The organism is Streptomyces sp. AC1-42W, from assembly GCF_003248355.1.
Classification (GTDB): Bacteria; Actinomycetota; Actinomycetes; order Streptomycetales; family Streptomycetaceae; genus Streptomyces.
Window position 1 is genome coordinate 2,942,756 of the sequence record NZ_QKWY01000002.1, and the last position, 24,229, is coordinate 2,966,984.

The 24,229-nt window shown below is 71.1% G+C and carries 26 protein-coding genes and 4 pseudogenes; 21 read left to right on the top strand and 9 right to left on the bottom strand.

Annotated features, from left to right (window positions below; genetic code table 11):
* The first annotated feature begins 24 nt into the window (after positions 1-24).
* The 6 genes from DNK56_RS30965 to DNK56_RS30990 all read left to right on the top strand — a co-directional run bounded on the left by DNK56_RS30965 (position 25) and on the right by DNK56_RS30990 (position 6,176).
* Complete coding sequence (locus DNK56_RS30965; RefSeq protein WP_111339075.1) at positions 25-966, top strand: ABC transporter permease; 942 nt, start codon at positions 25-27, stop codon at positions 964-966.
* Positions 963-2,762 carry a dipeptide/oligopeptide/nickel ABC transporter permease/ATP-binding protein gene (locus tag DNK56_RS30970; RefSeq protein ID WP_111339076.1) on the top strand — a complete coding sequence of 600 codons (1,800 nt, stop codon included), beginning with the start codon at positions 963-965 and terminating at the stop codon, positions 2,760-2,762. Before DNK56_RS30965 ends, DNK56_RS30970 begins: the two co-directional genes overlap by 4 nt.
* On the top strand, positions 2,759-3,661 hold the full coding sequence (locus DNK56_RS30975) for an ATP-binding cassette domain-containing protein (protein ID WP_446750386.1): 903 nt from the start codon (positions 2,759-2,761) through the stop codon (positions 3,659-3,661). Before DNK56_RS30970 ends, DNK56_RS30975 begins: the two co-directional genes overlap by 4 nt.
* Before the next feature lie 8 nt (positions 3,662-3,669).
* Complete coding sequence (locus tag DNK56_RS30980; protein WP_111339077.1) at positions 3,670-4,260, top strand: TetR/AcrR family transcriptional regulator; 591 nt, start codon at positions 3,670-3,672, stop codon at positions 4,258-4,260.
* 64 nt (positions 4,261-4,324) lie between these two features.
* Positions 4,325-5,773, top strand: coding sequence for an aldehyde dehydrogenase family protein (locus DNK56_RS30985; RefSeq protein ID WP_199563570.1), 1,449 nt, complete (start codon positions 4,325-4,327; stop codon positions 5,771-5,773).
* A complete protein-coding gene (locus DNK56_RS30990) occupies positions 5,766-6,176 on the top strand; it encodes a nuclear transport factor 2 family protein (RefSeq protein ID WP_111339078.1) in 411 nt (136 codons plus the stop codon). The genes DNK56_RS30985 and DNK56_RS30990 overlap by 8 nt, the downstream gene beginning before the upstream one ends.
* A gap of 74 nt (positions 6,177-6,250) precedes the next feature.
* Here DNK56_RS30990 and DNK56_RS30995 read toward each other — a convergent pair whose 3' ends face one another.
* Positions 6,251-7,651, bottom strand: a complete 1,401-nt coding sequence (locus tag DNK56_RS30995) for a glutamine synthetase family protein (protein WP_111339079.1) — start codon at positions 7,649-7,651, stop codon at positions 6,251-6,253.
* A gap of 399 nt (positions 7,652-8,050) precedes the next feature.
* Here DNK56_RS30995 and DNK56_RS31000 point away from each other — a divergent pair, with 399 nt between their 5' ends.
* Genes DNK56_RS31000 through DNK56_RS31030 form a run of 7 tightly spaced genes read left to right on the top strand, consistent with a single transcriptional unit; the run spans position 8,051 to position 15,258 of the window.
* The gene (locus DNK56_RS31000; RefSeq protein WP_111339080.1) at positions 8,051-8,857 is read left to right on the top strand and encodes an acetoacetate decarboxylase family protein; all 807 of its coding nucleotides are present in this window, start codon (positions 8,051-8,053) and stop codon (positions 8,855-8,857) included.
* Between the two features lie 29 nt (positions 8,858-8,886).
* Entirely contained in the window at positions 8,887-10,539 is a 1,653-nt protein-coding gene (locus tag DNK56_RS31005; protein WP_241990142.1) for an aldehyde dehydrogenase, read from the top strand.
* A complete protein-coding gene (locus tag DNK56_RS31010; protein WP_111339081.1) occupies positions 10,532-11,452 on the top strand; it encodes a 3,4-dihydroxyphenylacetate 2,3-dioxygenase in 921 nt (306 codons plus the stop codon). Before DNK56_RS31005 ends, DNK56_RS31010 begins: the two co-directional genes overlap by 8 nt.
* Before the next feature lie 20 nt (positions 11,453-11,472).
* The gene (locus DNK56_RS31015; protein ID WP_111339082.1) at positions 11,473-12,318 is read left to right on the top strand and encodes a fumarylacetoacetate hydrolase family protein; all 846 of its coding nucleotides are present in this window, start codon (positions 11,473-11,475) and stop codon (positions 12,316-12,318) included.
* A gap of 28 nt (positions 12,319-12,346) precedes the next feature.
* A complete protein-coding gene (locus DNK56_RS31020) occupies positions 12,347-12,991 on the top strand; it encodes a TetR/AcrR family transcriptional regulator (RefSeq protein ID WP_111339083.1) in 645 nt (214 codons plus the stop codon).
* Positions 12,992-13,009: 18 nt separating this feature from the next.
* Complete coding sequence (locus DNK56_RS31025; RefSeq protein ID WP_111339084.1) at positions 13,010-14,494, top strand: aldehyde dehydrogenase; 1,485 nt, start codon at positions 13,010-13,012, stop codon at positions 14,492-14,494.
* A complete protein-coding gene (locus DNK56_RS31030) occupies positions 14,491-15,258 on the top strand; it encodes a gamma-glutamyl-gamma-aminobutyrate hydrolase family protein (RefSeq protein WP_111339085.1) in 768 nt (255 codons plus the stop codon). Before DNK56_RS31025 ends, DNK56_RS31030 begins: the two co-directional genes overlap by 4 nt.
* Before the next feature lie 14 nt (positions 15,259-15,272).
* Here DNK56_RS31030 and DNK56_RS31035 read toward each other — a convergent pair whose 3' ends face one another.
* Positions 15,273-15,644, bottom strand: coding sequence for a hypothetical protein (locus DNK56_RS31035; RefSeq protein WP_199563569.1), 372 nt, complete (start codon positions 15,642-15,644; stop codon positions 15,273-15,275).
* A 407-nt stretch (positions 15,645-16,051) separates the two neighbouring features.
* Between DNK56_RS31035 and thrS the strand changes: the two genes are divergently transcribed.
* Entirely contained in the window at positions 16,052-17,278 is a 1,227-nt protein-coding gene (thrS, locus tag DNK56_RS31040) for a threonine--tRNA ligase (RefSeq protein ID WP_111339692.1), read from the top strand.
* 12 nt (positions 17,279-17,290) lie between these two features.
* Here thrS and DNK56_RS36875 read toward each other — a convergent pair.
* The 3 genes and pseudogenes from DNK56_RS36875 to DNK56_RS31055 form a co-directional block, all read right to left on the bottom strand.
* A pseudogene (locus tag DNK56_RS36875) lies at positions 17,291-17,395 on the bottom strand (site-specific integrase); the annotation flags it as partial.
* Between the two features lie 16 nt (positions 17,396-17,411).
* The gene (locus DNK56_RS31050; protein ID WP_111339693.1) at positions 17,412-17,996 is read right to left on the bottom strand and encodes a GNAT family N-acetyltransferase; all 585 of its coding nucleotides are present in this window, start codon (positions 17,994-17,996) and stop codon (positions 17,412-17,414) included.
* 607 nt (positions 17,997-18,603) lie between these two features.
* Positions 18,604-19,599 (bottom strand): RNA polymerase subunit sigma-70, encoded by a 996-nt coding sequence (locus DNK56_RS31055; protein WP_111339086.1) that lies wholly within the window; start codon positions 19,597-19,599, stop codon positions 18,604-18,606.
* A gap of 495 nt (positions 19,600-20,094) precedes the next feature.
* Here DNK56_RS31055 and DNK56_RS36315 point away from each other — a divergent pair.
* The 6 genes and pseudogenes from DNK56_RS36315 to DNK56_RS31075 all read left to right on the top strand — a co-directional run.
* A pseudogene (locus DNK56_RS36315) lies at positions 20,095-20,343 on the top strand (DUF317 domain-containing protein); the annotation flags it as partial.
* Positions 20,344-20,444: 101 nt separating this feature from the next.
* On the top strand, positions 20,445-20,735 hold the full coding sequence (locus DNK56_RS31065) for a hypothetical protein (RefSeq protein ID WP_111339087.1): 291 nt from the start codon (positions 20,445-20,447) through the stop codon (positions 20,733-20,735).
* A gap of 12 nt (positions 20,736-20,747) precedes the next feature.
* Positions 20,748-20,939, top strand: a pseudogene (locus tag DNK56_RS36880) (DUF317 domain-containing protein); the annotation flags it as partial.
* Between the two features lie 119 nt (positions 20,940-21,058).
* Complete coding sequence (locus tag DNK56_RS35605) at positions 21,059-21,223, top strand: DUF6892 domain-containing protein (protein WP_199563728.1); 165 nt, start codon at positions 21,059-21,061, stop codon at positions 21,221-21,223.
* 226 nt (positions 21,224-21,449) lie between these two features.
* Positions 21,450-21,740: a hypothetical protein gene (locus DNK56_RS31070; protein ID WP_241990143.1), complete on the top strand. Its 291-nt coding sequence runs from the start codon at positions 21,450-21,452 to the stop codon at positions 21,738-21,740.
* 229 nt (positions 21,741-21,969) lie between these two features.
* Complete coding sequence (locus DNK56_RS31075; RefSeq protein ID WP_111339088.1) at positions 21,970-22,539, top strand: hypothetical protein; 570 nt, start codon at positions 21,970-21,972, stop codon at positions 22,537-22,539.
* Between the two features lie 6 nt (positions 22,540-22,545).
* On the opposite strand, the gene DNK56_RS36885 is transcribed toward DNK56_RS31075, so the two are convergent.
* The 3 genes from DNK56_RS36885 to DNK56_RS31090 all read right to left on the bottom strand — a co-directional run bounded on the left by DNK56_RS36885 (position 22,546) and on the right by DNK56_RS31090 (position 23,390).
* The gene (locus tag DNK56_RS36885; RefSeq protein WP_111339089.1) at positions 22,546-22,749 is read right to left on the bottom strand and encodes a hypothetical protein; all 204 of its coding nucleotides are present in this window, start codon (positions 22,747-22,749) and stop codon (positions 22,546-22,548) included.
* Between the two features lie 58 nt (positions 22,750-22,807).
* Positions 22,808-23,143, bottom strand: a complete 336-nt coding sequence (locus DNK56_RS31085; RefSeq protein WP_111339090.1) for a hypothetical protein — start codon at positions 23,141-23,143, stop codon at positions 22,808-22,810.
* Between the two features lie 67 nt (positions 23,144-23,210).
* Positions 23,211-23,390, bottom strand: a complete 180-nt coding sequence (locus tag DNK56_RS31090) for a hypothetical protein (RefSeq protein WP_274543549.1) — start codon at positions 23,388-23,390, stop codon at positions 23,211-23,213.
* A 91-nt stretch (positions 23,391-23,481) separates the two neighbouring features.
* Here DNK56_RS31090 and DNK56_RS31095 point away from each other — a divergent pair, with 91 nt between their 5' ends.
* The gene (locus DNK56_RS31095) at positions 23,482-23,781 is read left to right on the top strand and encodes a hypothetical protein (RefSeq protein ID WP_111339091.1); all 300 of its coding nucleotides are present in this window, start codon (positions 23,482-23,484) and stop codon (positions 23,779-23,781) included.
* Here the strand turns inward: DNK56_RS31095 and DNK56_RS36320 are convergent.
* A pseudogene (locus DNK56_RS36320) lies at positions 23,692-24,066 on the bottom strand (hypothetical protein); the annotation flags it as partial. The gene DNK56_RS31095 and the pseudogene DNK56_RS36320 overlap by 90 nt on opposite strands.
* Positions 24,067-24,229 lie beyond the last annotated feature (163 nt).

Sequence of the window (24,229 nt, forward strand, 5' to 3'; positions counted from 1 at the left end):
GCCCCGCCGTCAGAGGGGCCCAACATGATCAGATTCACGATACGGCGACTGCTCTCCGGACTCGTCCTCCTGCTCGTCGTCACCTCCGCCACCTTCTTCCTGGCACACCTGGCCATCGGCGACCCCACCGCCGGCCTGCTCGGAAACAACGCCACACCGGTACAGCGGGCGGCACTGCACGAGAAGCTCGGCCTGGACCGCCCGATCATCACCCAGTACTGGGACTGGTTCTCGCACGCCATCCGCGGCGACTTCGGCACGTCCTGGCGCAACTTCCAGCCCGTCTCGGACCAGATCGCCCTGCGCGTACCGGTCACCCTCTCGGTCGTGCTGGCCGCCACCCTCCTCGCCGCCGTGCTGGGACTGGTCGTCGGCGTCGCGACCGGGCTGCGCCCCGGCGGCCTCCTCGCCCGCGTCCTCAAGGTCGCCTCCGTCGTCCTCTTCGCGCTGCCCGGCTTCTGGGTCAGCCTCGTCCTCGTCATGACGTTCGCCGTGCGGCTCAAATGGTTCCCGGCGGTGGGCTACGTACCCTTCGGCCAGTCCCCGTCGGCCTGGCTCAGCTCCATCACCCTGCCGTCCGTCGCCCTGGCACTCGCCGCGATCGTCATGATCGCCGAACAGCTCAGCAACGGCTTCCTCGAAGTCAACAAGCAGGACTTCGTCCGCACCCTCAAGGCCCGCGGCCTGTCCTCCCGCCGCGTCACCCTGCACGTCCTGCGCAACGCCTCGCCCGCCGCGCTCACCGTCCTCGCGGTGATGTTCGTCGGACTGCTCGGCGGCGCCATCGTCGTCGAGATCATCTTCAACCTGCCGGGCATCGGAAGCCTCACCCAGTCCGCCTCCCAGATCGGCGACATCCCCATCCTCCTCGGCCTCACCGCCGTCACCGTCGTCTTCGTCGTCCTCATCAACTTCCTGCTCGACCTCGTGCTCGGGTGGATCAACCCGAAGGTGCGCGAGATATGACCGAAGCCGCACTGCCCGCAACGGACGCGGCGGCCGTCCGGGCCGACCAGCGACTGTGGGCGCGCTATCTGCGCCGCCCGCTCGGCGTCACCGCCCTGGCGGTGTTCCTGCTCGTCGTCATCGTCGGGCTCTTCGCCCCGCTGCTCGCTCCGCACGACCCCAACCTCGTCGACTACAACCTCACCCAGGCACCGCCCGGCGCCGACCACTGGATGGGCGGCGACTCGGCCGGCCGCGACATCTTCAGCCGGCTGCTGTACGGCGCCCGGACCACCGTCTACGGCGCGGCCGTCGCCTGCCTCGTGGGCGTCGGACTCGGCGTCCCCACCGGCGTCGCGGCCGGATACTTCGGCGGCCTCACCGACCGGATCAGCTCCTGGATCAGCGACGGCCTCCAGTCCGTCCCCGGCATGATCGTCCTGCTCATCGTCGCCGCCGGCACCGGCGCCGACTTCACGGTGCTGATGGTCACCGTGGGCGCCTTCATGGCCCCCGGCTACTACCGCATCTCCCGCTCCAAGGCACTCGCCGTCCGCAGGGAGCCCTACGTCGACGCCGCCCGCGTCGCCGGACTCACCCACGGCCGGATTCTCCGGGCCCACATGCTCCGCGCCGTCCGCGCCCCCGTCATCATCCAGACCGCGCTCACCGCCGGCGTCGCCATGGGCATGCAGACCGGCCTCCAGTTCCTCGGCGTCGGCACCGCGTCCACGCCCGACTGGGGCCAGATGATGAACGACGGTTTCCGCACCATGGGAACCCACCCGCTCATCCTGCTGTGGCCCTCCGTCGCGCTCGGCGTGACCATCGCGGCCCTCGCGTTCATGGGCTCCACCCTCGCCGACCTGGTCAGCGCGCGCACCACCCCCGCGCCCCGCAGCCGCCGGGACAAGGCGGCCGACCGGCGCACCGAGGCCACCACCCCCGCCAGCGGCGAGCTGACCCACCCGGTGGAGGTGAGCGCGCTGCGCATCGAGAACCTCCGCGTCGGCTACCGCACCCCGCAGGGCGACAAGCAGGTCGTCCGGGGCGTCAGCCTGGACGTCGCCCCCGGCGAGGTCCTCGGCATCGTCGGCGAGTCCGGCTCCGGCAAGTCCCAGACCATGTTCTCCGCGCTCGACCTGCTGCCCGACGAGGGCAGCGCCGCCGCGGACGGCATCTGGATCGGCGGCGAATCCGTGGCCGGCCTGCCGCGCGCCCGGCGCCATGCCCTGCTCGGCACCCGCATCGGCTACGTCCCCCAGGAGCCGATGAGCAACCTGGACCCCTGCTACACCATCGGCCACCAGCTCACCGAGCCGCTGCGCGCGGTGCACGGACTGACCAAGGCCAAGGCCCGCGAACGCGCGCGCGAGGTACTGGTACGCGTCGGCATCACCGACCCCGAGCGCGTCATGGCCTCCTACCCGCACCAGGTCTCCGGCGGCATGGCGCAGCGCGTCCTGATCGCCGGCGCCGTCGCCGGCAAACCGGACCTGCTGGTCGCCGACGAGCCGACCACCGCGCTGGACGTCACGGTCCAGGCAGAAGTCCTCGAACTGCTGCGGGAACTCCAGCAGGAGTACGGGATGGCACTCGTCATCGTCACCCACAACTTCGGCGTGGTCGCCGACATCTGCGACCGGGTCGCGGTCATGAAGGACGGCCGGATCATCGAGTCCGGCACCGTCGAACGGATCTTCGCCGAACCCGGCGACCCGTACACCGCGGAACTCATCCGCGCCTCGCAGGACGACACGGAGAGCCGCGACGACCTCGACGCGGCCTGGCACGGGGCCCGGAAGGTGACGACATGACCGGCACCGGAGCAGACAAGGAAGCGGAGGGCGCGCAGATGAAGAAGGACACGGACGCCCGGGACGACGCGGCGCTGCTGGAGGTGAACGACGTCGTCGTGGACTACCGGCGCGGACGCGACACCTTCCGCGCGCTCAAGGGCGTCTCGATGACCATCGGCGCCGGCGAGTGCGTGGGCCTGGTCGGCGAGAGCGGGTCGGGCAAGTCGACGCTCGGCAAGGCCATCCTGGGCCTGGCCGAGGTCGCCTCCGGCAGCATCCGCTTCGACGGCCGGGACATCACCCACCTCAAGGGCGCCGCCCGCCGCAGGCTGGCCGCCGACCTCCAGGTGGTCTTCCAGGACCCCTACGGCTCGCTCGACCCGACGATGACGGTCGGTCAGATCCTCGCCGAACCGCTCACCGCGTCCGGCACCGGCCGCGCCGAGGCACGGGCCACGGTCGCCGAGATGCTCGACCACGTGCGCCTGCCCGCGGACACCGTCGGGCGCTACCCCAGCGAGTTCTCCGGCGGCCAGCGCCAGCGCATCGCCATCGCCCGCGCGCTGGTGCGGCGTCCGCGCCTCATCGTCTGCGACGAACCGGTCAGCGCCCTGGACCTGACCACGCAGGCGGCGGTCATCGACCTGTTCATCGACATCCAGCGCGAGACCGGGGTCTCCTACCTCTTCGTCTCGCACGACCTCGGCGTCGTACGGCGCATCTGCCACCGGGTGTCGGTCATGTACCAGGGCGAATGCGTGGAGACCGGCCCCAACGAGACGGTCACCCGGGAGCCCGAACACCCGTACACGCGAAGGCTGCTGCTGGCCTCGCCGGTCGCCGATCCGGCCCGGCAGGCGGAGCGCAGACGGAGCTGGCTCGGGCTTCGTGCGACAGCCGCCTCGCCAGTACCGTAGGGAAGACCATGCCTAAAATCATTGACCACGATCAGCGCCGCCGGGAGATTGTCGCGGTCGCGAAGAAGCTCATCATCCAGGGCGGTTTCGAGGCCGCGACCATGCGCAGCATCGTCGCCGAGGCCGGCTTCGCCAACGGTGCGCTGAAGCGCTACTTCCCCAGCAAGGACAGCATAGTGGCCGCCACGTTCCAGAGCGTGCTGGCGGAGATGAGCGAGCAGATCGGTCCCAGCGAGCCGGCCCCCGACCCGCGCGAGGCCCTGCGCCACGACGTCGAGGCGACGCTGCCGCTGGACCAGTACCGCATCGACTCCGCCCGCGTGCTGCTCGCGCTGTGGGAGCACTCGGTGGCCAACGAGGAACTGGCGTCGCTCTACCGCGAACACCTCCACGTCTGGCGCCGCCGGCTCGCCGAGCGCATCGCCGCCGCGCGCGGCAGGGGCGAGACCCCGGACACGCCCGCGGTCTCCGAGCTGGCGGGGGAGGTGATCGGCGTCTCCATCGGCGCCAACGTCACCTCGCTGATGTTCCCCGACGGCGCGCTGATCCCCGAATACCGCGCCTACGTCGACCGGTTGATGCGCAACCTCGACAACTGATCCGCCTCCGGCGGACCACCGGGCCCGCTCCGGGCCCCCGACGAAGACTTGACGAAGGACCGCCATGCATGTGCGAGGCAGGCTGTTCATCGGTGGCGAGTGGACCGCCGCCGGTGACGGAACGGAGTTCACCACCCGCGACCCCGCCACCGGGGAGGTCCTGGGCACCTGTGCCCAGGCCGGACCGGCCGAGACCGACGCCGCCGTCGACGCGGCCCGGCGGGCCCTGGCCGACCCGGCCTGGGCCGCGCTGTCCGCCGCCGAGCGGGCCCGGCTGCTGTGGCGGGTCGCCGATCTGATCGAACGGGACGCGGACCGGCTCGCCGAGCTGGAGACCCGCGACCAGGGCCAGCCCCTGGACGTGGCCCGGTCGGTGAGCGTCGCCGGGGCCGCGGAGCACTTCCGCTACTACGCGGGGTGGGTGACGAAGATCGAGGGCGCGGTCAGCCCGGTCTCCTTCCCCGACACCCTGCACTTCACCCGTCGCGAACCGGTCGGTGTGTGCGCGCTCATCACGCCCTGGAACTTCCCGCTGATGATCGCGGCCTGGAAGCTGGCACCCGCCCTGGCCTGCGGCAACACCGTGATCGTCAAACCGGCCGAGCAGACCCCGCTCACCACCGTGCACCTGGTGCGGCTGTGTGAGGAGGCCGGCTTCCCGCCGGGCGTCGTCAACCTCCTCACCGGCGGCCCGGCGACCGGCCGGGCGCTGGTCGAGCACCCCGGCGTGGACAAGGTCTCGTTCACCGGCTCCACCGAAGTGGGCCAGGAGATCGTCCGGGCCTCCGCGAACGACCTCAAGCGGGTCACCCTGGAACTCGGCGGCAAGGCACCCAGCATCGTCGCCCGCGACGCCGACATCGACGCCGCCGTCCGGGGCAATGTGCAGGGCGCCCTCCTCAACAGCGGCCAGGTCTGCGCCGCGTACTCCCGTTTCTACGTGGACGCGCGCCGCGCCGACGAGTTCACCGAGAAGCTGGCGGCGGCCGTCGCCGCCCTGCGCCTCGGCCCCGGCCTGTCCCCGGACACCCAGCTCGGCCCCCTGGTCAGCGACGAGCACCTGAACCGGGTGGACGGGCTGGTCCGCGCGGGCGTCGCCGAGGGAGCCGAAGTCGTCACCGGGGGAGCCCGTGCCGACGGACCGCTGTCGGCCGGGAACTTCTACCGGCCCACCGTGTTCACCGGGGTGCGCGACGAGATGGCGATCGCCCGTCAGGAGGTCTTCGGCCCCGTGCTGCCGGTGCTCACCTACGAGGACGAGGACGACCTCGCCGCGCGGGCCAACGACACCCGCTACGGCCTGGCCGCCGCCGTCTGGACGCGCGACCTGAAGACCGCGCACCGGCTGGCGGCCGGGGTCCGGGCCGGCGCGGTGTTCGTGAACATGCCGGCGATCCCCGACCCCGCGGCGCCCTGGGGCGGGTTCGGGGCGAGCGGCTGGGGCCGCGAGATGGGCGCGCACGCCCTGGACGTGTTCACCGAGACCAAGGGGGTGTGGATTCACCATGGCTGACCCGCGCGAGGAGACCGCGATGACCGACCGTACCGAGGCGCACGACGCCGTCGAGGCCGCCGTGGAGGCGTACGTGGCCGCGGTGAGCGCCGCCGACCCGGCGGCCGTCCGGGATGCCTTCCGGCCGGACGCGTACATGTGGGGCCATCTGGGCCCGGATCTGGTGTCGGCCCCGATCGAGGCGTTCTGCGAGGTGGTCGCCGCCGACACCGACCCCGCCGCGTGGACGTCCGGCTACACGTACACCGTCCGCTCCGTCGAGGTGAGCGGCGAGGTGGCCGTGGCCGTGCTGGAGGAGTACGGCTACCAGGGCCACGACTTCACCAACCACTTCTCGCTCGTGCGCGAGGACGGGCGGTGGCGGATCGCCGGCAAGACCTTCTTCCGCCACGACCCGAGCTGACCCGATCACGTACGAAGGCGCCCCACCGGCCGGTCCGGTGGGGCGCCTTCGTGGGTTGCACGGCCGCTTACGGCTCAGAGGTGGTAGCCGTACTCCGTGAACTCCCAGTCCGTGACGTGCCGCTGGAAGCGCGCCACCTCGTCCCGCTTGTACGTGAGGTAGGCGGCGGTGAAGTCCTTGCCGAGCAGCCCGGTCAGCTCGGTGTCCGCCTCCAGCGCGTCCAGCGCGGCGGGCAGGGACATCGGCAGCACGGCGGACCTGCTGGTGTCGTAGCCGTAGCCCTCCAGCGGGGCCGGCGGCTCCTGACCGGCCCGGATGCCCAGCAGCGCCGCCGCGAGCGTCCCGGCGATCAGCAGGTACGGGTTGGCGCCCGCGTCGCCGAGCCGCAGCTCGAAGCGGGCCCCGGAGCCGCGCTCGGGCGGGACGCGGACCATGGCGCTGCGGTTGTCCAGACCCCAGTCGACCAGCCAGGGCGCGATGGTGTCGGGCCCGAAGCGTTTGTAGGAGTTGACGGTCGGGTTGGCCAGCGCCGCGAGCGCGGGCGCGTGGGCGAGCACCCCGGCGATCGCGTGGCGCGCGGTGGCGGACAGGCCGTACGGGGCGGCGGGGTCGTCGAAGGCGTTGGCCTCCCGGCCGTTCCGGCCGCCCTCGTCGTCCCGTACGCCCTTGTCGTCCCGGTCGTCGAGCGCGGAGAGGTGCAGATGGAAGCCCGAACCGCCGGCGTCGTTGAAGGGCTTGGCCATGAAGGTCGCCAACCGGCCCTCGGCGCGCGCCAGTTCCTTGACCGCGGCCTTGAAGCGGAAGGCCCGGTCGGCGGCCTCCAGCGCCTCGCCGTGGGTCAGGTTGATCTCGAACTGGCCCCCGTCGTACTCGTGGTTGCCGCTGGTGACGCCGATGTTCAGGTCGCGCAGCAGGCGCAGGGTGCGCAGCAGGTGGTTGTCCGGGTCGGCGCGCAGCCCGGCGGTGTAGACGACGCCCTGTGCGTCGCTGGTGCGGCGCCAGCCCCCGGACCGGTCGGGCGCCGGTTCGCACAGGAAGTACTCCAGCTCCGGGCCGACCACCGGCCGCAGGCCCTGCGCGGCCCAGTGGCCGAGCACGGCGCGCAGCAGATCGCGGGGCGACTCCGGCGCGGGCCGGCCGGTGGCCGGGTCGGTGACGTCGCCGAGACAGGTGGCGACCCCGGGCTCCCACGGCAGCACCGTGAGGGTGTCCAGATCGGGGGTGACGCTGATGTCGGGCAGCCCGGCGTCCAGGCCCCCGGCGACGGCGACCGTGTCGCCCTGGGGGCTGGTGTGGTACACGGCGCGGCAGAACGCCAGCCCGTGCGCACAGGCGGCCGGAAGGTGGTCCAGCAGGACGTCCCTGGCCCGCTCGGTGCCGATGAGGTCGGGGTAGGTCACCCGGACCACATCGACTCCCTCGGCGGCGAGCCGCTCCATGTGGTGGCGGACGGGATCGGTGTCGGATGCGCTCACCGGTGACTCCTCTGGGGAAGGGGGCGCCTCCCAGGCGCGGCGCACGGGGTGCGGGGCACTGGGGGAGAAGGGGAGAGAAGGGGGAGGGCCGGGGCCTGTCCGGCGGATCAGGGCCCGGCGGCCGCCTCGCACCGCTGAACAGCGGGAGGCCGCGCCTTTGTTCGCAGCCTCACCCTAGGGACGCCCGGTGCGCTCCCGCAAGGGTTCGGCCCCAGGGAATTATCCATCCGGATAGGTATTGCAAAACCGTATACGACTTCCTATCTTGTTGAGCATCGAGCAAGCCGCGGGACCGCCGCCCCCGTCCGGACCGCTGGACCGCCGGACCGGACCCGCCCCGGCACGCCTCCGGTGCCGCCCCGTCCGGCCCGGCCGCCCTCACCGCAGAAGGAAGCCGAAGTGACCCGAGTCCGTGGATACTTCCACCCCAAGACGGCGACCGGTGTGTCGTCGCTGATCCCCTCGCCGCCCTGGCACTACTCCGGCGACCTGCTCACCGTGGAGTACCGCACCGACCCCGCCCGCGTCCGCGAACTGCTGCCCGAGCCCCTGGAACTCGCCGACGAGGACCCCGGCGCGGTGGCCCTGATCTGGGCCGACTGGCAGTCCTGCGCCGCCGAGGGGGCCGAACTGCTCGACCCGGTGCTCGCCCAGTACAAGGAGGCGTTCGCGGTCGTGCGCTGCGCGTACCGCGGCCGGACCTACAGCCGCTGCGTCCACATCTGGGTCGACAAGGACTTCGCCATCGCCCGTGGACTGCATCAGGGCTATCCGAAGAAGCTCGGCTCCATCCACCAGACCCGCCCCCACCCCTACGGGCCGGCCCCGCGCATCGAGGCGGGCGCCCGCTTCGGCGCCACCCTCGCCGCCGCCGACCGCCGCCTGGCCCAGGCCGTGGTCACCCTGCGCGAGCCGTCCGAGACCAACGGCTTCGTCAACGCCCACCCGATGGCCCACCACCGCTGGCTGCCCTCCATCGAGAAGGGCGGCGGCCTCGCCCTGGACGAGCTGGTCGTGTCCGGCGCCGCCGCCTTCGAGGCCGGCCCGGCCTGGACCGGCGACGCCGAACTCGAACTCTTCGAGGCACCCACCGAGGAACTCGCCCGCCTCGAAGTCCGCGAACCCATCGCCGCCTACTACCGGCAGGTGGGTGTGGTGTGGGACGGGGGCCGACTCCTCGAATCCGGCACCTCCGGCGCCGAGTGACCCCCGAACGACAGGCCAGGAGAGCGGACATGCCCCACGACCACCCCACGGACGACCGCACGGTCCACGACGACTCCGCGGTCCACGACGACCGCACGGCCCACGAAGACCGCACGGTCCACGACGATCCCGTGGTCCACGACTCCGTGGTCCACCACGACGCCACGGTCCACCACGACCCGGCCGACCGCCCCGCGCCGGCCGATGGCCCCGCGCCCGCGCCCCCGCACCGCGTCACCGTCGCCGGGGTCGCCGTCGACACCCGCCACTACATCGGCGGCCGGCGCGTCGCCTCCGCCCACACCTTCACCGACCACTCGCCCATCGACGGCGCCGCCCTCGGCGAGATCGCGCGCGGCACCCCCGCCGAGGCCGAGGCCGCCGTCGCCGCCGCCAAGGCCGCCTTCCCCGGCTGGGCCGCCACCCCGAGGGCCGAACGCGCCCGCCTCCTGCACGCCGTCGCCGACGGCGTCGAACGGCGCCTCGAAGAACTGGCCGCCGTGGAGACCGCGGACAACGGCGCCCTGCTCCGCTCCCACCTGCGCGGCGTCATGCCCCGCGTCGCCCACAACTTCCGCTTCTTCGCCGACTGGCTGCTCTCCCTGGGCCACGACGACTTCACCACCCGCGACCACACCAACCACGTCAGCTGGGACCCGGCCGGACCCTGCGTCCTGATCACCCCGTGGAACGCCCCGCTGATGCTCGCCACCTGGAAGGTCGCCCCCGCCCTCGCGGCCGGCAACACCGTCGTCCTCAAGCCCGCCGAGTGGTCCCCGCTGACCGCCTCGCTGCTCGCCGACATCGCCGCCGAAGCGGGCCTGCCCGCCGGTGTCCTCAACGTGGTCCAGGGTTACGGCGCCGAAGTCGGCGACGCCCTCACCGCCCACCCCGACGTGCGCCGCATCAGCTTCACCGGCTCGGTGCCCACCGCACGGCACATCGCCGCCTCCGCGGCCGCCCACCTCACCCCGCTCAGCCTCGAACTGGGCGGCAAGTCCCCGCTGCTGGTCTTCGCCGACGCCGATCTCGACCTCGCCGCCGACCTCGCCGCCGAGCAGTACGACAACGCGGGCCAGGTGTGCCTGGCGGCCACCCGCATTCTCGTCGAGGAGTCCGTCGCCGAGGAGTTCACCCAGCGCCTGGTCGCCCGCGCCTCCCGGCTCCGCCAGGGCGACCCGCGCGACGAGGCCACCGACATCGGCCCCACCATCCACCCCCGCCAGCTGGACAAGATCGACGGATTCGTACGCCGGGCGCTCGACGCCGGGGCCCGGACCCTCCTCGGCGGCCGGCGCGGCACCGGGCAGTACTACCTCCCCACCCTCCTCACGGACGTGCGCCAGGACTCCGAGATCGTCCAGGAGGAGGTCTTCGGACCGGTCCTGACCCTCCAGACCTTCACCGGCGAGGACGAGGCCGTACGCCTCGCCAACGACACCCGCTTCGGACTGGCCGCCACCCTCGCCACCGGCGACCCGGAGCGTGCCGACCGGGTCACCGCCCGGCTCGTCGCCGGCACCGTCTGGGTGAACTGCTTCTTCGTACGCGACCTCAAGGCCCCCTTCGGCGGCGCCCGCCAGTCCGGCGTCGGCCGCGAGGGCGGCACCTGGAGCTTCGACTTCTACTGCGACGTCAAGAACACCGTCACCGCCCCGAAGGGATGGCAGCCCCATGGGTGAGATCACGGGAGCGGGGCTGCTCGCCCACGTACCCACCATCGTGCTCCCCGAGACCACCCGCCGGGAGCTGAACGAGGGCAAGGAGATCAGCCTCGTCACCGGCCTGCGGCAATTGCGCCGCGACGTGTTCGAACGCGACGACTACGACACCGTCGTCGTCCTGGACTCCCACTGGGCCACCACCGTCGAGTTCGTCGTCACCGCCCAGGAACGCCGCTCCGGCCTCTACACGTCCGAGGAACTGCCGCGCGGCATGTGCCGGATGCCCTACGACTACCGCGGCGACCCCGAACTCGCCCGCAACATCGCCTCGTTCGCCGACCGGCACGACACCTGGATCACCCCGATCGACGACGCGTACCTGCCCGTGTACTACGCCACGACCAACCTGTGGAAGTACCTCGGCGAGGGCCTGACGGACAAGCGTTGGGTCTCCATCGGGGTCTGCCAGACCGGCGACATGGAGGACCATCTGCGCCTGGGCCGCGCCCTGGCCGACGGCATCGCCGCCACTCCGGGCCGCCGCGTCCTGCTCATCGCCTCCGGAGCGCTCTCGCACACCTTCTGGCCGCTGCGCCAACTGCGCGACCACGAGGCCAGCGACCCGGCCCACATCTTCTCGCCCGAGGCACGGGCCGCCGACGAGGAGCGCATCGCCTGGTTCAGGGAGGGCCGCCACGACCGGGTCCTGGACACCATGGACGACTTCTGGGCCTTCCGGCCGGAGGCGAAGTTCTTCCACTACCTGATGATGGCCGGCGCGCTCGGCGAACGGGCCTGCACCGCACCGGGCCGCCAGTACGGGGAGTACGAGAACTCCGTCGGCACCGGCCAGGTCCTGCTCTGGTTCGACCGCCCCGACACCGGCTGGACCGGCACCGCCCCCGGGCAGCCGGCCCCCGCCTCCGCCTGAACCGCCAGAAAGGCTCCACCATGCCCGAGTACCGCCGCGTCCTGCTCGACGGCGCGATCGTCGAGACGGTCCGCGACGGCGACGAACTCGTCGCCGGAGACGGCCGCCGCGTGCGCGTCGAGGACGCCCACCACCTGCCGCCCGTCGTCCCGTCCAAGGTGATCGCGGTACACCTCAACCACCGCAGCCGCGTCGACGAGTTCCGGATCGGCCTGCCCGACACCCCCACGTACTTCCACAAGCCGACCTCGGCCCTCAACGCCCACCGGGGCGCCGTGGTCCGCCCCGAGGGCTGCCGCTGGCTCAACTACGAGGGCGAGGTCGCCATCGTCATCGGCCGCACCGCCCGCAACATCTCCCCGGCCGACGCGGGCCACTACATCGCCGGCTACACCGTGGCCAACGACTACGGCCTGCACGACTTCCGGGACACCGACGCCGGGTCCATGCTCCGGGTCAAGGGCTCCGACACCCTGTGCCCGCTCGGCCCCGGCCTCGTCACCGACTGGGACTTCCGGGGCAAGCGGCTGCGGACCTACGTCAACGGCCAGGTCGTCCAGGACGGCTCCACCGACGAGATGACCTGGGACATGCACTACCTGGTCGCCGACATCGCCCGCACCATCACCCTGTACCCCGGCGACGTCCTGCTCTCCGGCACCCCGGCCAACTCCCGGCCGGTCGCCCCCGGCGACGTCGTCGAGGTCGAGGTCGAGGGCCTCGGCCGGCTCACCAACCACATCGTCACCGGACCCACCGCGATCCGCACCGACGTGGGCGCCCAGCCCACCGAGTCCGAGGAAGTGCTGTCCACCGCGCTCGGCGGCGACTGGGAGTTCCGCGGCATCCGGCCGCCCAGGCGCTGACGATCACGCCGCCGGTAGCCTCCACGCCATGAGCGAAGACGCCCGCCCCACCGGCACCCGCAAGCCCGTCACCAACTACGGATCGGGGCGCGGCGCCCTGCTGGACGCCGCCGTGCGCGTGGTCGCCCGGGGCGGGCTGCGCGGCCTGACCTACCGGGCCGTCGCCGAGGAGGCCGGGGTCACCCACGGACTCGTCGTCCACCACTTCGGCTCCCGCGACGCCCTCATCGAGGAGGCCGTGGACCACGCCTTCCGTTCCTCGCTCGACGTCAGCTCCCTGGACACCGGCGCCGAACGGGCCGGGGAGTTCGCCGAGGGCCTGGGCAGCATGGTGGAGACGGGCCCCGACCTCCAGGCGTTCCAGTACGAACTGCTCCTGGAGGCCAGGCGCAGGCCGGACCTGATGCCCAGGCTGCGCGCCCTGTACGACGAGTACTTCGAGACCGCGCGCCGTGATCTGGCCCGCATCCTGTCCCGGCCCGTCGACCGGGGGCTGTCCCGGCTGGTCTTCGCGGCGCTGGAGGGCCTGGTCCTGCACCAGCTGGTCTTCGGCGAGCGCGAGGTGACGGAGGAGGCCCTGGCGGAACTGCGCACCCTGCTCGAACGCCTGGTCGACACCGACGCACGAACCACCCCCGACACCACCCCCGACACCACTCTCGACCCCACCTGACCGAAACGAGGACGCACGGTGGACGCCACCCACGACGACTGGATACGCCGGGCCGCGGCCCTCCGCCCGTCCGGCGCGCACTTCATCGACGGCCGCGCCCACGAGGGCGGCCGCACGTTCACCGTCGTCTCGCCCCGCGACGGCAAGGCACTGGCCGAGGTCGCGGACGGCGGTGCGGCCGAGGTGGACCTCGCCGTCGCCGCCGCCCGCCGCGCCTTCGACGAAGGGCCCTGGCCCCGGCTCGCCCCCGCCGAACGCGGCCGCGTCCTGCTGCGCGTCGCCGACCTGATCGAGGAGCACCGCGCCGACCTCGCCCTCACCGTCAGCCTGGAGATGGGCAAGCCCGTCACCGACGCGTACACCATCGAACTGCGCGCCCTGATCACCACGTTCCGCTGGTACGGGCAGCTCGCCGACAAACTCACCGACGAGTCCCCGCACACCGAGCCCGACTCCCTCGCCCTGGTCACCCGCGAACCGACGGGCGTCGTGGGCGCGGTCGTGCCCTGGAACTTCCCGCTCACCCTGGCCGGCTGGAAGATCGCGCCCGCGCTCGCCGCAGGCTGCACGGTCGTCCTCAAGCCCTCGGAGAAGTCCCCGCTGTCCGCGCTGCTGCTCGCCAGGATCGCGGCCGCGGCCGGACTGCCGCCCGGAGTCCTCAACGTCGTGGCCGGCGACGGACCGGTCACCGGACGCGCCCTCGGCCTCCACCCCGGCGTCGACGTCCTCGCCTTCACCGGCTCCACCGCCGTGGGCCGCCACTACCTGCGCTACGCCGCCGACTCCAACCTCAAGCGCGTCTGGCTCGAACTGGGCGGCAAATCCCCCAACATCATCCTCCCCGACGCGCCCGACCTGGCCGAAGCCGCCGCCACCGCGGCCTGGGGCATCTTCTTCAACCAGGGCGAGATGTGCACCGCGCCCTCCCGGCTCCTCGTGCACTCCTCCGTCGCCGAGCAGGTCACCGAGGCGATCGTCGAACGGGCCCGCACCCTGCGCGTCGGCGACCCCCTCGACCCGGAGACCGAAATGGGCGCCCTGGCCGGACAGGACCACCTCGACCGGGTCCTCGGCCACATCCACACCGCCGTCGACGCCGGGGCCCGGCTGCGCACCGGCGGCGAACGGACCCTGCTGGAGACCGGCGGGACGTATCTGCGGCCCACCGTCTTCGACCGGGTCGACCCCGGCTCGGCGCTCGCCCGCGAAGAGGTCTTCGGGCCCGTCCTCTCCGTCCTCCCGTTCGACGACATCGAGGAGGCGGTGGCCCTCGCCAACGCCACCGAGTACGGCCTGGCGGCCGGGCTGTGGACGTCGGACCTGTCCACCGCGCACCGGGTCTCCCGCGCCCTGCGCGCCGGCACCGTCTGGGTCAACTGCTACGAGGAGGGCGACCTGACCGTCCCCTTCGGCGGCATGAAGCAGTCCGGCAACGGCCGCGACAAGTCCGCCCACGCCCTGGAGAAGTACACCGAACTCAAGACCACCTGGATACGGCTGTGACCGGCCCCGCCCGCCCCCTCATCGCGATACCCGCCCGCTTCTCCACCGGCGCCACGGCACTGCGCCACGCCGCCGAGGTCAACGCCCGCGCCCTGGTCGAGGCCGTCTGGCGGGCGGGCGGCGAACCCGCCACCATCCACCCGTACGCCCCCGGCGGCCGGGCCGACCCGGCGGACACCGCCGCCCGGCTCGCCCGCTTCGACGGCCTGCTGCTGCCCGGCGGCGGAGACCTCGCCCCGCACCGCTACGGGGCCGGGCACGCCCACGCGAGCGTCTACGACGTGGACGACGAGCAGGACGCCTTCGACCTGGAGGCCGCCCGGCAGGCAGCCGCGCTGGGGCTGCCGCTGCTGGCGATCTGCCGCGGCCTCCAGGTGGTCAACACCGCCCTGAACGGCACCCTGCACCAGGACATGGGCGGCCCCGGCCGCGACCACCGCCACGTCCGGCACCCCGTCCACCTCACCCCCGGCTCCACCACCGCCCGCGTCACCGGCACCGACCGGATCGAGGCATCCTGCTACCACCACCAGCACATCGACCGCCTAGGCACCGGCCTGACCATCACCGCCCGCGCCACCGACGGCACCGTGGAAGCCATCGAAGCCCCGAACACCCCCGGCTGGTTCCTGGCCGTCCAATGGCACCCCGAGGACACCGCATCCACCGACCCAGCCCAACAGGCAATCTTCAACGCCCTGATCAAAGCCGCCCGAGCACCGACAAGGCGGAGTGCACCAGGGAGTCGTCCTGACGAGCAATAGTCAATAGTTGTGGATCAGCTCAATTCTCTTGATCCGCTGTGGTTGCCGCCCGCCTCCAGCTCTCTGCGCAGACGTCTGATCTCTGCGACGAGGCGCGGGACGGCTTCGCGGGCGGTGGCGATGAACTGCGCGTTCTCGTCCCACCGCTCGTCAGCGGCATCCACGTAGCGGGGCTGCTGGACCAGGGTCGCGGCTACGATCTCGCGGTGGTCGAAGTTCGGCCAGCGCCCGCCCGGGCCGGTGTCCGGCGTGGTGCTCACGGCGACGAGGTGCATCGCGTGCTCGTCGTCGAGGCCGCGAACGAACCAGGGTCCGGGCGTGGCAGCCTGCGCGAGTTCGTCGAGCGCGTCGAGTTCACCCTCGCTGAGTGGTTCTGGGATGGCCATCAGGCCGCGCTCTCCTCTCTCTCCATGAGGTGGCCGTTCTCGAACGTCGCGGGCGGACTCGACAGGGTTCGTGGTCCGCGAGTGGATCCAGTGTGCGGCAGGGAAATCGTAGAACGTCAGCAGTTCCCCGCAGCCGTCGATGATCTCGGCAAAGATCTCGGCAAAGCCCACCTTGCACGACGTCCCCCGCGTGACCCGGGCACTCCTGATGAGGAATGACCATGTGGACACAGCCGCTTCCTGCTAACGTCTGGGACATGAAGCGCGCTGCTGTGACGACGACGCCGGAGAGTGTCCCGGCGCGCTGACAGATGATCTGATCCGAAGCCCCGGGGCAAGTGCCCCGGGGCTTCGTCGTAGGCCCGGTCACTTGCCCCGCAACCAGCAAGGAGACCGCGATGACCACCGTGCACGACCACCGCAAGCTCGGCCGCGAACTGAGCCTGTTCGACACCGATCCGCTGATCGGCGCCGGCCTGCCGTACTGGCTGCCCGAAGGCGCGGCCGTGAGGCACACCCTGGAGGAGTACATCCGTGCCGCCGAGCGCCGGGCGGGCTACCAGCACGTGTACTCACCGGTCCTCGGCAAGCGGGAGCTGTACGAGATCTCGGGGCACTGGGCGCACTACAGCGACGACATGTTCCCCCCGATGGACCTCGGCGGGGAGCAGGTCGTCCTGCGGCCGAGCCTGTGCCCCCATCACGCGGTGATCTACCGCTCCCGCTCCCACAGCTACCGCGAACTGCCCCTGCGGATGGCCGAACTGGGCGGCATGTACCGTTCCGAACTCTCGGGCGTGCTCGGCGGGCTGACCCGGGTGCGGGCGATCCAGCTCAATGACGCGCACATCTTCTGCACCCTGGACCAGGTCGCCGTGGAGGCGCAGGCGGCGCTGGAGATGATCCGCCGGGCGTACGAGGCGCTCGGTATCACCCCCACTCGGTACCGGCTCTCCCTCCCGGGGCCTGGGGGCAAGTACGTCGCCGCACCCGAGAAGTGGCAGCGCTCCACCGCACTGCTGACCGACGTCCTCGACCGCTCCGGCCTGCCCTACGAGGCGGCCGAGGGCGAGGCCGCGTTCTACGGCCCCAAGATCGACGTCCAGGTCACCGACGGTGCCGGCCGGGAGTCCACCCTGTCCACCGTCCAGGTCGACTTCCATCAGCCCGAGCAGTTCGACCTGCACTACATCGGCGCGGACGGCGCCAAACACCGCCCGGTCATGGTCCACCGGAGCATCATCGGCAGCGTGGAACGAGCCGTCGCCCATCTCATCGAACAGCACGGCGGCGCCTTCCCCGCCTGGCTCGCCCCCACTCAGCTGGTCATTCTCCCGATCTCCGACACCGAACTGCCGAATGCCGCAGCCCTCGCCCAGCGCTGCACCCGCCTCGGGCTGCGCGCCCAGATCGCGGGACCCGACCGCGGCAGCCTGGGCGCCCGAATCCGAGAGGCCCGCCTGGTTCCCTACCAAGCCGTCATCGGTGCCAAGGAGGCCGCTGACGATCACGTCGCACTGCGCTTGCGCGACGGACGCCGACTCGACCCGCAGCCGGTCAGTGATGCACTCACCCACATCAGCGCTCTCATCGGAGCCCACAGCACCGATCTGTGGGCCGCCCCCACCTCATAGCAGGCGTCGCGATCAGCACCTGCTGTGGCCCGGCGCGCGGCGGACGTTCTCCGGCTTCCCGTGTCTCGACTTGGCCATCAGCGGGCCGGCCCCGGCCTCGCCCAGGTGGGTGAGGCCGGGGCCAGAAACGGACTTAACGCCGCACTTCGCGGGCTGGAATCGGCACAGCCGACGGCCGCCACTCTCGCCTGAGCAACCCGAACACCCACGAGTCGGAGACCTCGCCGTTCACCACGCAGTCTTCCCGCAACGTCCCTTCACGCACGAAACCGATCTTCTCCAGGACGCGGGCAGATGCCACGTTGCGCGTATCGGCCTCGGCCTGAACTCGATTCAGTTCCAGTGTGTCGAATGCCCACTGCAGCAAGGCGTGCGCGGCCTCCGTCGCGAAACCGTGGCCCCACATCGCATCGTCGAGGACGTAGCCCAACGACGCGCTGCGATAGTCCTTGTCCCATCCGGTCAGACCGCACCAGCCGACGAAGGCCCCGTCAGAAGCACGGTCGATGGCCACCCGCGCCCCGGTGCCTTCGTCCGCCATCTTCCGGCACATCGCGACGAAGCGTTCAGCGCGGGCCCGTTCGGTCCACGGCGGCGAGTCCCAGTAGCGCATAACGTAGGTGCTGCTGTGCAGCGCGAAGAGAAGGTCCGCGTCGGCGTCGGTGAAGGGCCGAAGTCGCAGGCGAGCGGTGTGCAGTATGGGGGTGGCCAAGGTCATGCGCACCATCTTGCGTCCTCATGGGGCGGACAGAGCAACGAATATCCGATCCCTGTCCGGTCCTCACGACCAAGGCACCGCCTATCAGCAGATCGTGCACGGCACGACTACTCGACCTGCCCACCGACGCCCCAGACATGAACCTCCACCGCAGCGGCCTCGCCCGCCACGGCCTCCTCACCCAACCCGGACCGGGCCACTAGCTGGAAACGGACTTAACGGCCTCTGAAATGTATCGGAGCGGGTACTCCTACGCGCTTGTGCTAGCGGACGTTGTGAGTGCCCGGCCTGGTCACGAAGTCGGTCCCCTGGCAAGCAAGTGGATGCTGCACTCCTGATGTGCACACTTGAGCGGTAAGTGAGGTGTTGAGGGTGTCTTCTCCGTATTTGCGGAGGTGAGCCGATGCAGACAGGTGGCCGTGTTCGGCGCGCAACAGCTTTTCGCGCGAGCGGAGGCGAGGGGGCGACAGCTTCCATGTCACAGGGGCCGCATAAGTTCTCCCTCGCCTCCGCTCGCGCGGACAGAGTTCCCCCGGCGTCAAGTCGTCCGATGCGAGACGGCTCACCTCCGCGTGTGCGGGGGTGAGCCTCACTCCCCACTCAGGACCTACTCCGTGCCGTCCGCTGGCAGGCGCCCAGGCAGCCCGAGCCGCAGGAACTGGTCGTCGTGGAACGTGACGATCTCGGTGATCGCGCCGCCGGTGACGCGCAGGACGTCGATCGTCAGCGGCAGATACCCGCCTTCCTGGTCCCGCCAGTGGTAGAAGGCGACGGCGGGCTGCCGGTTCACGGTGGTGGGGACGGTGCGCAGGCCCGTCATGCCCTCGAAGCCGTCCTCGATCCAGTTGTTGATCACCGTGTCGCGGCCGACGTAAAGGCCCGGCGTAGGCGGCATCGAACAGCGCACGTCGTCCCGCAGCATCGCGGCGAGCGCCGGGATGTCCGTGGCCACGCTGGCGTCGGTGAAGCGGCGCACCAGCTCGCGCGTCCCGGCGTCCTGTTCACCGCCGGTCCAGTCCTGCCGCTCGGTGGGCAGGTGCTCACGCATGCCGGCGCGGGCCCGCTGCAGCGCGCTGTTCACGGAGTTGACGGAGTCCCCGAGGCACCCCGCGACGTCCTTCGCCGGCCAGCCGAGCAGGTCCCGAAGGATCAGCACGGCCCGCGGGCGCGGCGCGAGGTGCTGGACTGCGACCAGGTACGCCAGCTCGATCGTCTCCCGCGCGACGGCGACGGTCTCCGGCTCGTCCGCGTCGCCCGCGGGTAGCTCGTCGAGCAGCCGGTCCGGGTAGGGCTGCAGCCACAGCACCTCGCCGCCGGTCGCGGGCTCCGGGCGGCACTTGGCGAGCAGATCCAGGCACGCGTTGGTGGCGATCCGATACAGCCAGGCCCGGAACGTCGACCGCCCCTCGAAGGTCTCCCGCCGCCGCCAGGCACGGAGGAACGTCTCCTGCACGGTGTCCTCGGCGTCCTCGAACGACCCGAGCATCCGGTAGCAGTGCACGTGCAGCTCCCGCCGGTGCCGCTCCGCCAGCCCCGAGAACGCCGGCTCGTCGACCTCGCCCAGCCCGCTCACGCACAGCTCCTCCCGCGTGTCCGCCCTCATCACGTCAACCTTCCGTCTCGTGGTGTCCCGTCGTAGGTGTGACGGGTGCGGGCGCGAAAACTCATCACTTGGGCCGGTCGGCATGGCTGATCCAGTGACGGATTCGATAGCGGAGCACGACGTGCGGTACGACGAGTCGGGCGTGGGTCCGCCGGAGTGGGCGCGGATGCACGATCGCCTGGCGCATGCCGGGGCCGCCTGGATTACGACGACGCGACGAACACGGCCGCCCGGGCACGGCACGAGGTCCACCGAAAGGGATGGGCTTGATCGTGGAGCCGAGACCGGGCTCACCTGGGGAGATGAGCCCGAAGTGATTTGAACCCTACTGACAGCGGGGTCGACGGGAGCGCGAGAACCATCGCACGTGTGCCGGCAGCACCGGCTCCGGCGCTCCCGGCGTGCTCACCCCCGTGCGACTGGGTTCACTGGTGCGTGAAGCATGTCAACGTAGACGACCTTGCGAGAAGTAGCAGGTCAGAGAGGTGTTTTCCTGTGACCGTGGTTCCTGCCGGTCCTGGATTCGCCACGACCATCAACGCCTTGCGTCTATACGAATGGCAGCTCGGTCCCGGTCAGTCCACGCTCGTGATGACCGCGCGGACGTGTACATCAGCTCGAAGGACGGCCGCAGGCACGGGCTTCGGCGAAGTACCGGGCTACCGCATGTCGTTCGGCACCGGAACGCCGGCCGAGATCGTCGCCGCCGCTGTGGCGCGAGTGCTGGCGCCCTCACGTCGCGTACGACCGCGACGGTGCCGGTCAGCGCTGTTGCTCGGCCGCTGGTCGGGTACCGGAGGCCGATCCTTGTCACCGCCCGCCGACCCCACCCCAGGAGGCTGTTCGTGACGTCATCGGAGATGACCGTCGGTGATCTTATTGATCTGTTGTCCGCCCATGATCGGAGGGCTCCGGTCCATCTGGCCATGAACCCGTTCTTCCCGATGGCTCACAGCATCGAGAGCGTGTTGACGTCTGTGGACGAGACTGGTCGGGCCGTCGTCTGTCTCGCCGAAGGGCGGGACGAGGGCGCCCAGCTCGGCCATCTGCCGACCGAAGTCGCTGTCGCCCTGACGTGGCAGGGCCCCGTTCAGGTGCCCCCGCGCCGACCCCGCCGCCGTGCCGGCGGCAACTGAATCCGCCGACCGGAGGAGCGAGCGATGGACCCGACGTTTACCTCGCACATCAGCCTCGGCGAGATTCCGCCACTGATCCAGGACTCCGACCCGCGCGTTCTCACGGCCGAGTACGACGATGCGGGACCGGCTTGATGGCAGGCATGGGCCGAGCCCGCGCTCGGCGCTACCCAGGAGCGGCTGCTGCGGGCGCCGGCCGGCTAGGGCCCGTCTTCGAAGTGATTTTGCCCAGAGCGGGAACGACGCGAGCGTTGCCGCCGCTTCGTAGAAGGCGGCGGCCTTGTCGTACCGGGTCGCGGCACCGCGCGGGTTCTTCAGCGGCAGTGCGCCCCGGCCCGGGCGGCGAGGACGACCTCTTCGAGATCCGCTCCCTGGACGGACTGGCGCTGCTGCCGAACCTGAAGCGCGTCATCGCCGTGGACGACGGCACACTGGTCGCACCGGGCAGGTGGGAGACCTTCACTGCCCGCGACATCGAGGCGAGCTGAGGGGCGGGCGTGGGAGCGACCGGGGGACGAGGAGAGGTCATGCGGTGTGCGTACTGCCGGCGTGAGGTCGTGTGCCGGCAGCCGGCGTCGGGTGGGCCGCCCTGTGTGGGGCAGATCCACGTGCACAGCAACGAGGAGGCGTGCTTCCCCGAGCGGGGGGGCGGCGAGTTCACGCGCCTGGCCGCCCGGCGGGTGCGGCTGCAGGCCCCGGGATGTGAAGGCACGCGTGACCGACCTGCCTCCTGCGCCCCCACCGCCGAGGGCCGTTACCAAACAACTGACCGAGGTCGGCAAGGCGTTCCTCGGCCTCGCACCGGGCGCGGGGGTGAACGTCGTCGAGCTGGCGGACGGCGCGGGCGTGTGCGTTGTACAGACCGGGCGCGGCGGCGGCAAGGTGTACGTCGCACCCGACCGGACCGTCCTGTTCGTCCCCTCCGCCATGGACTTCGACACCGGACTCGCGGCCTTCCTCGCCGGCGCACGCACCCCCGCGAGGCGGTTTGACGACGGACCCTAGGGCCCACGCGCGCTCCCCTTCTTCTATCTTCCGGCGGTGGTTGTTTGCTCTTTTCAGGTTGCGACTGGTCGGACCAGTGGTTCGATGTCGCCGTGGTCGACCGGTCGGGTGCGGTCGTCGGTGAGACCCGGATCGTCTACGCCGAGGCCCGGACCCTGTTGCCCGCTACCGGGAGTTCCTCGCTCCGCTGGCACGCCGGTGGTGAGCGACCGTCACGGGGATCGAGGACGTGGGTCTCTTGTTCGCCCGCGTGCTGGCGGCTTCCGGGATGGACGTCGTACACGTGGACCCCGCCCGTGCCGCCCGTCACCGCGCGGCACAAGGGATCTCCAAGTCGGACCGTGCCGGCGCGAGGCTGATCGCCGCGATGACTCTGGCGGGCCTGGCTCGCCCTGTCGTCGCATCCTCACTGGAGGCGGAGGCTCTCCGCGTCGTGGCACACGCCCATCGGGCAGGGCTGATGCGGATCTGGCCCGCGGCCGTGGCAGCGTGGCCGGCGAGCGTCGGCGGGCTGCGCAGTTCTCAGGCGCGAGCCGTGCTCGCCGCCGGCCCCACCCCGCGTGCGGCAGCCCGGCTGGACCGTACGACTCTGGCTGCGCTGCTGTCTGCTGCGGGCTGCAAGCGCACGGTCCAGGACGAGGCCGAACGCCTGTGCATGATCTTCCACCGCCCCGAGCTCCGATGTGGGAATGGCGCCCACGGCCCCGCCCGCCTCGCCGGCCCCGCAGCCTTCATGGGCGGCCGGGCCTACCCACAAGGGGCGTCGTTCGAACTGAACGACGCCCCGGTGGACGGATGATCCGCCTCAGCTCGTTGCCGTGGCCTTGTCGAAAGCCTTGTCGAGGTGGCGGTCGACGAGGGCCGGGGAGCCGGAGACGACCAGCAACAAATAGTGCTCGGCGACCGCGGCTACGACCACGACAGGTACCGGCGACTGGTCTGGAAGCTTGGCGTGAAGCCTCAAATCGCCCGACGAGGCGCCGAACACGGTTCCGGGTTCGGCGCCCAACGCTGGGTCGTGGAACGTGCGTTTCTGTTGGCGGGCGACTGAAGAAGCTCGAGGGGCGTTAACCGTCGTTGTCCTGGGCGGCCGCGAACCCGCGATCCTCGATCACGGGGAAGTTACGCTCGGTAGTGGCAATCCAGGCGTCGATCTCGGCATGGGACGACCTGAGAGCACCGATCAGCACCTCGATCACGTCCAGCTTCGGCTTACCAACGTTCCGGCTGAGCTCGTCCATCGATACCTCTTGGTACGACATGAGCAGCTGCCACCAGAACCTCATGAGGAAGCGGCATTCCTGCGGGTCACGGTCGTCTGCGAGGCGATCATGAATGACCTTCTGGACGCGCCGCCGCTGCTCGTCATCACGAAAGCCGGTGTTGAGGTCAGTCAGGGTCACGTTGGGACACTAGCAATCATGTTCGTTCACCTCCGCCATGGGCCTCAAGACTGCGCAGGGCATTCCGTCAGAGGTTCTTAGCGGTGGGGATGATCTCCGTCATCGCTCGGCGGATGTGCGGCAGCTTCAGTCGCCGGGTCAGGGTGATCGCCTCGTCGAACGCGGCCCCTGATGTTGCGGCGACTGCCGAAGCGGGTGCTTGCATGCGGGGCAGTGTCGCGGCGAGTTGGGCAGGGCTGTCGTTCATGAAAGTACTTTTTCCAGGTCAGGGCCGGTGCGGGACGCCCGTCGGCCAGGTGATGGTGGTGTTGTCATGGGGGGGCGGATAGGTTGCCCGGATGACTGACACGGACCCCCTGGTGCCTGTCCTTGCCGGACTCGTCGTCGATGTCGTCTGCTTTCTCGACAGCTGCGAGGACGACGAGGTCGACCCCGACTCCGCGGTGAGGATGATGGAGAGCGTCGCCTGGGTGCTGGGGCGGCTGCCGCAGGACCAGCGCGACCGCTTCCTGACCGTCCACGCGGATCTGGCCGAGGCCGAGCAGGACTCAGGGCGGCGGGAGTTCTTGGAGGCTTTCCCGTTCTCCTGCGGCCTGGTCGACGAGGAACCCGAGGGCTCGGGTCGAGCCGAAGCCTGACCAGGCGGAGGTGCCCGGCTGCAGGCTGTGGGTCTCGCTGCGGCGAATCGGCTCTGCGTGGTCGTGCTCACCCTGGTGGTCGAGGACCGACTGCAGGTCGCCCTCGGCGAACCGTCCGACCGTCGCGGCGGTGCCGAGCGCGCGGTCGACGTCGGCGGTGCCGTAGAGCTTGGCGAGCGCGACCGCGTCGGTCATCTTCGCCCGGATTCGGCGGACACCGGTCGCTGCGGCCTCGACCAGCCAGGCCGCTGCCCCGAGGCCGATCGCCAGGAACTGGGTCTCGGCCGGGTTCGTCGGCTGGTCTGCATGCCCGCTATCGCCTCGAATGGCGCCTGCGTGAGGTCGACTTCGTCCGGTGCGGCGCACCCATCCTCGCCAGGCCGGCCCGACCTTTGACCGCGCCCCGGCCAACTGCTGCGGGAGTTGTCTCCGCGATGCAGCGAATCTT